This window comes from Halomonas sp. 3D7M, assembly GCF_014897885.1.
Taxonomy (GTDB): Bacteria; Pseudomonadota; Gammaproteobacteria; order Pseudomonadales; family Halomonadaceae; genus Vreelandella.
The window spans coordinates 7400-17461 of sequence record NZ_JABUZF010000113.1 but is presented as its reverse complement, the minus strand read 5'-3'; the positions used below and the strand labels follow the sequence as shown (position 1 = coordinate 17461).

At 52.9% G+C, this 10062-nt stretch carries 7 protein-coding genes; all 7 read left to right on the top strand.

Annotated elements, in window-relative coordinates:
- Positions 1 to 1296 (top strand): betaine-aldehyde dehydrogenase (betB, locus tag INT22_RS05060; protein WP_193067811.1); only part of this gene is annotated, 1296 nt, incomplete at its 5' end.
- Positions 1297 to 1395: 99 nt separating this feature from the next.
- Positions 1396 to 3072 carry a choline dehydrogenase gene (betA, locus tag INT22_RS05055; RefSeq protein WP_193059616.1) on the top strand — a complete coding sequence of 559 codons (1677 nt, stop codon included), beginning with the start codon at positions 1396 to 1398 and terminating at the stop codon, positions 3070 to 3072.
- 198 nt (positions 3073 to 3270) lie between these two features.
- Positions 3271 to 5757, top strand: coding sequence for an acyl-CoA dehydrogenase (locus tag INT22_RS05050; protein ID WP_193067810.1), 2487 nt, complete (start codon positions 3271 to 3273; stop codon positions 5755 to 5757).
- Positions 5758 to 6201: 444 nt separating this feature from the next.
- Positions 6202 to 7299: an ABC transporter ATP-binding protein gene (locus INT22_RS05045; protein WP_193059618.1), complete on the top strand. Its 1098-nt coding sequence runs from the start codon at positions 6202 to 6204 to the stop codon at positions 7297 to 7299.
- Positions 7292 to 8389: an ABC transporter ATP-binding protein gene (locus tag INT22_RS05040; RefSeq protein WP_193059619.1), complete on the top strand. Its 1098-nt coding sequence runs from the start codon at positions 7292 to 7294 to the stop codon at positions 8387 to 8389. Before INT22_RS05045 ends, INT22_RS05040 begins: the two co-directional genes overlap by 8 nt.
- Entirely contained in the window at positions 8386 to 9273 is an 888-nt protein-coding gene (locus tag INT22_RS05035; RefSeq protein ID WP_089038536.1) for a carbohydrate ABC transporter permease, read from the top strand. The genes INT22_RS05040 and INT22_RS05035 overlap by 4 nt, the downstream gene beginning before the upstream one ends.
- Before the next feature lies 1 nt (position 9274).
- A partial coding sequence (locus INT22_RS05030; protein ID WP_226912421.1) for a carbohydrate ABC transporter permease occupies positions 9275 to 10062 on the top strand: 788 nt, incomplete at its 3' end.

Genomic DNA, 10062 nt, shown 5'->3' with positions numbered 1-10062 from the left:
CAATGGGCTTCGATGACGGGCATGGAGCGCTCACGTGTTCTGCTGCGCGCTGTTGCACTGTTAAGAGAACGCAACGATGAGCTTGCCGAGTTGGAAACTCACAATACCGGCAAGCCTATTAGTGAAACCGCCAGTGTCGATATTGTGACGGGTGCCGATGCCCTGGAGTACTACGCAGGCCTTGCCCCCGCTATCGAAGGCAGCCAGATTCCGCTGCGTGATAGCTCCTTTGTGTATACCCGTCGCGAGCCACTCGGCGTCATTGGTGCCATTGGCGCCTGGAACTACCCCATTCAAATCGCCTGCTGGAAAGCCGCACCGGCGTTGGCCGCGGGCAACGCCATTGTCTTCAAACCCAGTGAAGTAACACCGCTAACCGCTACCAAGCTGGCTGAAATTTTCACCGAGGCAGGCCTGCCTAACGGTGTTTTCAATGTCGTTCAAGGCGATGGCCGCGTTGGCGCGATGCTGACTGAGCACCCAGGTATCGCCAAGGTATCGTTTACTGGCGAAGTCGGTACGGGCAAAAAAGTGATGGCCGCTGCGGGTGGCTCTACGCTGAAAGACGTCACCATGGAACTAGGCGGTAAATCACCGCTGATCGTGTTTGCCGATGCTGATTTAGATCGTGCTGCCGATGCCGCCATGATGGCCAACTTCTACTCCAGCGGCCAGATTTGCACTAACGGCACTCGCGTGTTCGTGGAGCGCAGCGTCAAAGACGCCTTTGAGGCGAAGCTGGTTGAACGCGTCCAGCGTATCAAAGCGGGCGACCCGATGGACCCCAGCGTTAACTTCGGCCCGCTAGTAAGCTTTGAACATCAGCAAAAAGTACTTTCCTATATTGCCTTGGGCAAAGAGCAAGGCGCGCGAGTATTGGCAGGTGGCGATGCGTGGAATAGCGGTGATTGGGCGAAGGGTGCCTGGGCAGCCCCCACCATCTTCACCGATTGCACTGACGATATGCGCATCGTAAGAGAAGAGATTTTTGGCCCAGTAATGTCCGTACTCGCCTTTGAAGACGAAGACGACGTGATTCGTCGCGCTAATGACACCAAATACGGTCTGGCGGCGGGTGTGTTCAGCGAAAGCTTAAACCGTGCTCACCGAGTTATTCACCAGTTGGAAGCTGGCATTTGCTGGATCAACACCTGGGGCGAGTCACCTTCTGAGATGCCGGTAGGTGGTTACAAAGAGTCGGGCATTGGCCGCGAGAACGGCGTCGAGACGCTCAATCACTACACCCAGACCAAGTCCGTACAGATCGAGATGGGGCCGTTTGAGTCGGTGTTCTAAGCGAAGTAATGGACGCTCCCAGTAGGTATATCGAAGAGAAGTATCTCTTTTATGCCTACCGGCTCATTACCCATCATTCGGCTCCTCCAAGGTAAAAGCATGTCTCAATCACGCGAATTTGATTACATCATTATCGGTGCAGGCTCGGCCGGCAATGTACTAGCCACCCGCCTCACCGAAGACAGTGACGTCAGCGTTTTGCTGCTTGAAGCAGGCGGCCCCGATTACCGTTTCGATTTTCGCACCCAAATGCCCGCCGCACTGGCCTACCCGCTACAAGGCAAACGCTACAACTGGGCATTTGAAACCGATCCCGAACCGTATATGGATGGCCGCCGTATGGAGTGTGGCCGAGGCAAAGGCCTGGGCGGCTCTTCACTGATCAATGGCATGTGCTATATCCGCGGCAACGCCCTGGATTACGATAACTGGGCCAAGCAACCCGGCTTGGAAGAGTGGGATTACCTCAGCTGCCTGCCCTATTTCAAAAAGTGCGAAACCCGCGATATTGGCCCTAATGAGTACCACGGCGGCGACGGCCCGGTTAGCGTGACCACGCCGAAAGCTGGCAATAATCCGCTTTACCGCACATTTATCGAAGCAGGGAAACAAGCGGGCTATCCAGAAACCGAGGATGTTAACGGCTACCAGCAAGAGGGCTTTGGCCCGATGGACCGTTTCGTCACGTCCAAGGGGCGCCGTGCGTCGACTGCACGCGGCTACCTGGACACTGCCAAGCAGCGCAGTAACCTGACCATTGAAACCCACGCAGTCACTGATGTGATTGAATTTGATGGCAAACGTGCCGTTGGCGTGCGTTACGAACAGAAAGGTCAGCCACACAAGGCCCACGCTCGCCGGGAAGTGCTGCTTTGTGGCGGTGCCATTGCCTCACCACAGATTCTTCAGCGCTCTGGCGTAGGCAACCCCGAATGGCTTCGGGAATTAGGCATTTCAGTCGTCCATGAGCTACCCGGCGTAGGCGAAAATCTCCAGGACCACCTTGAGATGTACATTCAGTACGAATGCAAAGAGCCTATTTCGCTGTATCCGGCGCTGAAATGGTACAACCAGCCAAAAATTGGTGCCGAGTGGTTATTTAAAGGTACTGGCGTTGGCGCCAGCAACCAGTTTGAATCCTGCGGATTTATTCGTAGCAATGATGAGGAAGAGTGGCCAAACCTGCAGTACCACTTCCTGCCCATCGCGATCAGTTACAACGGTAAAAGCGCCGTTCAGGCACATGGCTTCCAGGCCCACGTTGGCTCGATGCGCTCGGAAAGCCGTGGACGAATTCGCTTAACCTCGAAAGACCCACACGCGGCACCCAGCATCTTGTTTAACTACATGGCCAAAGAGAAAGATTGGCAAGAGTTCCGCGATGCGATTCGCTTAACCCGCGACATCATCGCGCAACCAGCGTTTGATAAGTACCGCGGCCGTGAAATTTCCCCTGGCCCTAGCGTACAAAGTGATGAAGAACTCGATAACTTCGTCAAGCAACACGCTGAAACGGCTTATCACCCGTGTGGCAGTTGCCGCATGGGCGAAGGTGAGATGGCAGTGACCGATAGCCAAGGCCGCGTACATGGGCTCGAAGGCCTGCGCGTCGTCGATGCTTCGCTGTTCCCGGTGATCCCTACCGGCAACCTAAACGCGCCTACTATTATGCTGGCGGAGAAAATTGCTGACCGCATCCGTGGACGTGAACCTTTGCCACGCGCCAACGTGGATTATTACGTCGCTCACGGCGCACCCGCTAAACAGGCTTCGTAACTCACTCACACCTGCATGCAACACGCTAAACGCCATGGCCACTCGCCATGGCGTTTTTTTATGGCCTATTTACGCTACAGTAAAGAGACTATAGCGAATGTATAAGAGTGAAATGCTTGCACTGATATAGGTGACTCTGACAATATTCAAACATACGTTTAAATACGTCCACAATTAACCACCCACGGAGAAACATCCATGCTCACCTTACTACTCATTGTGCTTGCCGTTGCAGGCTTGCTCGTGGTGATGCGCCGCGAAGCAGGCGCTACGCCAGCACTCGCCCTGCTTGGCGTTCTGGGCTTAGTAGGCTTAGTGCTTGGCGCAAGCGTTATTGGCACGCTGCTATTGATTGCGGCCGCCGCCGTTGCAATTGCTGGTCTACCCGTATTACGCAGCAAGTGGCTGACGCCGCGCATTTTCGCCACCTTCAAAAAGGTAGCGCCGAAAGTGTCCGATACGGAGCGCACGGCATTAGAAGCGGGCAGCGTCTCCTGGGATGGCGAGCTCTTCTCTGGCAAACCTCAATGGGAGTCGTTACTTAACTATAAAGACGACGGCCTGAGCGAGGCAGAACAAGCGTTTTTGGATAATCAGTGTTCGAAAGCAGCTGGCATGTGTAACGCCTGGGATATCGCCCAAGAACGCGCTGACCTCCCCCAACAACTGTGGGATTATCTAAAGAAAGAAGGCTTCTTCGGCATGATTATTCCGAAGGAGTACGGCGGCCTCGGATTCTCAGCTAAGGCACAGTCCATGGTGCTGCAGAAGCTCTCCGCTAATGAGACGCTGATGGTCACCGTTGGCGTACCGAACTCACTTGGCCCAGGCGAACTGCTGCTTAAATACGGCACTCAACAACAGAAAGATCACTACTTGCCACGTCTTGCTGATGGCCGCGAAATCCCCTGCTTCGGCCTAACCGGCCCGCGTGCTGGCTCTGATGCCACGTCGTTACCGGATACAGGCGTTGTCTGCAAGCAAGTTATCAATGGCGAAGAAGTGCTTGGCTTACGCCTCAACTTCGAAAAACGCTGGATTACCCTGGCTCCCATCGCCACCGTGGTAGGCTTGGCCTTCCGTCTTTTCGATCCAGAAAAATTGCTCGGTGACGAAGAAGACCGCGGTATTACCCTTGCACTCGTTCCCCGGGATACTCAGGGCATGGACATCGGTCGCCGTCACCACCCTATCGGCAGCCCGTTTATGAACGGCCCGATTAAAGGTAACGACGTGTTTGTGCCGCTGGATACCATTATTGGTGGCCCAGACATGATCGGCCAAGGCTGGCGCATGCTGGTCGAGTGCCTCTCGATTGGTCGCTGCATTACCTTACCTTCTGGTGCCACCGGCACCGCCCGCTACGCGCTAGGCTGGAGCGGTGGTTTTACCCGCGTACGTCGTCAGTTCAACGTACCCGTCGCTGAAATGGAAGGCGTACAGGAGCCGTTAGCACGCATGGCCTCGCTGGCTTACATCTCTGCTGCTACGGTTTACCAGACCGCCAACCTGATCGACCATGGCGAAAAACCCGCTGTTCCTTCAGCCATCTTGAAGAGCCAATTGACCGAGTTCCAGCGCGTGCTGCTTAGTGACGCAATGGATGTTCACGGCGGTAAAGCCGTTACCCTTGGTCCACGCAACTACCTAGGCATTGGCTACAGTGCTAACCCGGTGGCCATCACCGTGGAAGGCGCCAACATTATGACCCGCAACCTGATGATCTTTGGTCAAGGTGCGATTCGCTGCCATCCCTATGTACTCGACGAGCTAGCCGCTAAAGATGCCAACGACGTTAAAGCCTTCGACAAAGCCTTCTTTGGCCACGCAGGGCTAATTTTCGGCAATGCTGCCCGTGCCTTTACGCTTGGGTTTGGCTTGGGCAAAGCAAATGTACCTTTTAGTGGCCCTGCGGCTACCTACGCCCAGGATATTGCACGCATTTCAGCAGGCTTTGGCCTATGTGCCGACGCCGCCATGGCCAGCCTTGGCTCTGAACTCAAGAAGCGCGAAATGCTCTCAGCACGCTTGGGTGATGTTCTGTCTAATCTGTATCTAGCTTCCATGGTACTGAAACAGTGGCACACCGGTGACCAAGTCGAGGGTGAAGAAGCGCTGCTACACTATAGCCTGCGGTTCTTGCTAAACCGTGCCGAACAGGCGTTCGTTGAAATTTTCGATAACCTACCGAACCGCGCGTTAGGCAAGGCATTGAAAGTTATCATAATGCCGACCGGCCGCCGTTGGAATAAACCGCATGACGACTTGGCTCGCGATATCGCACAGCGCGTATCCACACATAGCGCCCTGCGCAGCAAGCTACTTTCCAATACATGGGATAAAGATGATGGCGCAGAGTCTAACCCGCTTGCGCGCTACAATGCGCTGCTGGTGGATTATGACCGTGCCGAAACCCTCTACCGCACGGTGAACAAAGCCTATGCCAAAGGTGAGCTGCCACAAACGGCACTACACCCTGAAGCACGCATTGAAGCCGCACTGGACAAAGGGATTATCAAAGAAGACGACGCACAGTTTATGCGCACTTTCGAGGCGGAAGTACTCGAGATGCTGACGGTTGATGATTTCGCCTATGACGCGTTTGCTAATGATAAATCGACGTTGATTAATCACAATGCAGCGCCTGTGGCTACGCCGCAGCAAGCAGAAACCAGCGTTAAGTAGTCCTTTCTCGCTTTAACTAGCGATCCTAACCGGCCTCTCCAGGCCGGTTTTTTTACGTATATTTTCAAAAACGAAACAAACGAACATTCGCTTATCTCACTCAGCGACTGCTTTCCTTCTCTAAACGCCTCGTTTTTATGCCAATTTCTCACCAAAGCAACCGTTATGCAGTACTCTCCACCGCCAGAGAAGCGACGATATACGCCTAAAAGCGAATACAAACCGCTACAAAAGTCGTTGCAAGTTCGCAAATGATCAACTAGCCTTTCGTTATTGAAAATAAAGTGAATGGAAGTCCGCTTGATGGTTGGCTGACAATAACGTGCAAACAGCCAAGGCTAACATCTCGAATAAGCGTGTATTGCTTCACTTTCATCAATAGCGATCAACGCAAGACCTCTACCAATAACATTTATCTATAACAATGACGTTAGCGAGATCGGCATGTCCTTACATCTGCAAAATATCGACCACATCGTCGGTGGTGAATCCCATATCAGTGGGGTGAACCTCGAGCTGGAGCCGGGTTCTTTCAATGTGCTGCTAGGGCGAACCCTGGCAGGTAAAACAACGCTCATGCGATTAATGGCGGGTTTGGAGCAACCTACCCGGGGGCGAATCTACATGGATGGCAAGGATGTCACGGGCGTATCCGTCCGCAAGCGCAATGTCTCCATGGTGTATCAGCAATTCATCAATTACCCAAGCCTTAACGTTTACGACAATATAGCATCACCACTTAAACTGGCTAAGGCATCCAAGCAGGAAATCGACAAGCGTGTGCGCGAAACTGCCGCCATGCTGGGGATTGACCACTTACTGGACCGCTTGCCGCTTGAGCTTTCTGGTGGGCAACAGCAGCGTACCGCCATGGGCCGCGCTTTGGTTAAGGATGCGGACCTGATCCTGTTTGATGAACCGCTGGTCAATCTTGACTACAAACTGCGTGAAGCGTTGCGCGATGAACTTCGCGGGCTATTCAAGGCGCGAAACTGCATTGCCGTTTATGCCACCACCGAGCCCAACGAAGCGCTAGCGTTAGGCGGCAACACTGCCGTATTGCATGAAGGCAAGCTGCTGCAATATGGCCCAACCGAGCAAATTTATCGCGAGCCTAACGGCATCCTAAGCGCTGAGATGTTTTCAGAACCGCCGATCAATATTGTGCCGGGGCATCTTACTGCCAATGAAATCACCTTCGACCAGGATATCCATTTCCCCTGCGATGTGGCGCTACGCAACCTACCCGCGGGAGCATACCGATTTGGAGTCCGTGCCTCTCACGTCAGCCTACAGCCGAATGCAGCAGATGATCTAGAGCTTGAAGTTGAAGTTGAAGTGGCTGAAATCAGCGGTTCGGAAACCTTCCTCCACGTGCGGCACAGCTTATTTTCTTTAGTACTCCATTTGCTTGGTATTCATACCCCTAAAGTCAATCAGCGCATAAAGATCTACTTCCCTACCCACAAGCTGTTTGTCTTCGATCAGCAGGGCTCTATTGTTCATACGCCGGAAACACGGGGAGTGAATCAGCATGGCTGAGATCATACTAAAGGCTCTCGCGCATACTTATAGCGCTAACCCGACATCACCTGAAGATTACGCGATTCGCCAGATGGAACATATCTGGCACCAAGGCGGCGCTTATGCCCTGCTGGGGCCATCGGGGTGTGGCAAATCTACCCTGCTGAACATTATTTCCGGGCTGCTCGAACCTTCTGAAGGGGATGTGCTGTTTGATGGCCAGCGAGTTAACGAGCTGCCGCCTGAGGAACGTAATATTGCTCAGGTTTTTCAGTTCCCGGTGATCTACGACACCATGACGGTGTTTGATAACCTCGCCTTTCCATTGCGTAACATCAACATTCCAGGCCATCGCATCACGCCAAAGGTAGAGGAAGTCGCCGAGATTCTGGAGTTAACCCCCCTGCTAAAGCGTAAAGCCAAAGGGCTAACCGCCGATGAGAAGCAGAAGGTTTCAATGGGACGCGGCTTAGTGCGCGATGATGTCTCGGCAATTCTGTTTGACGAGCCGTTAACGGTTATCGACCCACAGCTCAAGTGGAAATTACGCCGCAAGCTGAAGGAGATTCACCAGCGTTTCAATATCACCATGATTTACGTCACCCATGACCAGTTGGAAGCGGCAACTTTTGCCGACAAAATCGCCGTGATGTATGAAGGTCAGGTGGTTCAGTTCGGCACTCCTCAAGAGCTATTTGAAACCCCCGCGCATACCTTTGTTGGCTATTTCATTGGCAGTCCCGGCATGAACATTCTGGATGTACGCCACCATGCGGGGGAAGTCATCTTTGCTGATATACCGCTCCCCATACCCCAGGCGTTTGTTGACGCCATTGCCAATACCAAAAGTTCGAATATAAAAATCGGCATTCGCCCCGAGTTTGTAACCGTGCATGCCAGCAAACGTGAAGGTGCCCTGCCCGCTCGTAAACGGCAGGTGCAAGATCTAGGCACCTATTCAATTGTTACCTTTGAGTTGGGCGGCCAGGCATTCAAGGCACGCTTGCCGGAAGGTCATCCTGAATTCGGAGACGATATTTATCTCACCTTCGACCACGATCAGTTAGGGCTGTTTGTGGACGAATACCGGGTGGAGGTTACCTCATGAATAATAAAGTCTATAACAACCGCGCTTGGCTATTAGTTCTACCAATGTTAGTGCTCGTGGCGTTTTCCGCCATTATCCCCTTGATGACAGTGGTCAACTACTCGGTACAGGACGTGCTAGGCCCCAACGCTAGCTTCTTTACCGGCACCGAGTGGTTTCGCACTATGCTCAACGACTCGGAGCTGCAAGCTGCATTTGGTCGGCAGATACTGTTTTCATTGATTATTCTGGCTATCCAGATCCCACTGGGAATAGGAATAGCGCTGATTATGCCAAAACAGGGCTGGCAGGCGTCCGCCGTACTAATTCTGATTACCCTGCCCCTGCTAATTCCTTGGAACGTCGTTGGCAGTATCTGGCAGATCTTTACCCGTGGCGATATTGGGTTAATGGGCTGGGGGCTGCGCGAGCTGGGTATTAATTACAATATTACCCGTAATGCCGGTGACGCCTGGGCGACCATTATTTTAATGGATGTTTGGCACTGGACACCGCTTGTCGCAATGCTCTGCTATAGCGGGCTGCGCTCTATTCCTGAAGCTTACTATCAAGCGGCAAGGATTGACCGTGCTTCTAAGTGGGCAGTGTTTCGCTATATTCAGCTTCCGAAGCTAACCAACGTTCTGGTTATCGCCGTACTGCTGCGCTTCATGCACTCCTTCATGATCTACGCCGAGCCCTTTGTGTTAACCGGCGGAGGACCTGGTAGTTCAACTACATTCCTAACCCAATCGCTTGCCACCATGGCTATCGGCCAGCAAGATCTGGGGCCTTCTGCCGCCTTCTCGATCATCTACTTCCTCGTCATTCTGCTAGTCAGCTGGGTGTTCTATACCACCATCATGCATCTGCAGAAAGACAAGAATTCACAGGGAGGCGTGTAAGATGTCTTACCAACTTGAAAACACCCAGCAGGGTGAAAAATACAACACTATTTTCAGTAAGGTGCCAGCAGCTGAGCGACGCAAGCGCCACTCACGCTCTCGGCTGAGAAAGCGGCTTCTGCTTGGCACCTATATCGTGCTGCTGATACTGCCGCTTTATTGGCTGCTCAATATGTCGCTGCAGACTAACAGCGAGATCCTCGGGTCGATGACGCTGTGGCCACAGAATCTGACCTTTGACAACTACATCGGCATCTTCACTAACCCAAGCTGGTACATGGGGTACGTTAACTCCATCATGTATGTGGTGATGAATATGATCATCACCATGTTAGTGGCACTTCCGGCCGCCTATGCCTTCAGCCGTTACAAGTTCATCGGTGATAAGCACCTGTTCTTCTGGCTATTAACCAACTTGATGGCGCCACCCGCAGTATTTTTGCTGCCCTACTTCCAGCTTTATTACTCGGTCGGCTTATTCGATACGCACATCGCCGTAGCGCTAGCTCACTGCCTATTCAATATTCCGCTGGCCATCTGGATTCTGGAAGGCTTTATGAGCAGCGTGCCTAAGGAAATCGACGAAACCGCCTATATCGACGGCTACAGCTTTCCCAAGTTCTTCATCAAGATCTTCATTCCCATGATCAGTTCTGGCATTGGCGTGGTGCTTTTCTTCCTGTTCATGTTTTCGTGGGTTGAACTGCTGCTGGCACGCACACTGACGTCTACAGACGCTCAGCCGATCGGCATGATCATGACCAGAACCTCGACGGCATCAGGTATCGA

What these genes read in the sequence shown, in the direction of transcription:
- betA (WP_193059616.1), top strand. Translation starts at nt 1,396, where the DNA reads ATGTCTCAATCACGCGAATTTGATTACATCATTATCGGTGCAGGCTCG.
- INT22_RS05050 (WP_193067810.1), top strand. Translation starts at nt 3,271, where the DNA reads ATGCTCACCTTACTACTCATTGTGCTTGCCGTTGCAGGCTTGCTCGTG.
- INT22_RS05045 (WP_193059618.1), top strand. Translation starts at nt 6,202, where the DNA reads ATGTCCTTACATCTGCAAAATATCGACCACATCGTCGGTGGTGAATCC.
- INT22_RS05040 (WP_193059619.1), top strand. Translation starts at nt 7,292, where the DNA reads ATGGCTGAGATCATACTAAAGGCTCTCGCGCATACTTATAGCGCTAAC.
- INT22_RS05035 (WP_089038536.1), top strand. Translation starts at nt 8,386, where the DNA reads ATGAATAATAAAGTCTATAACAACCGCGCTTGGCTATTAGTTCTACCA.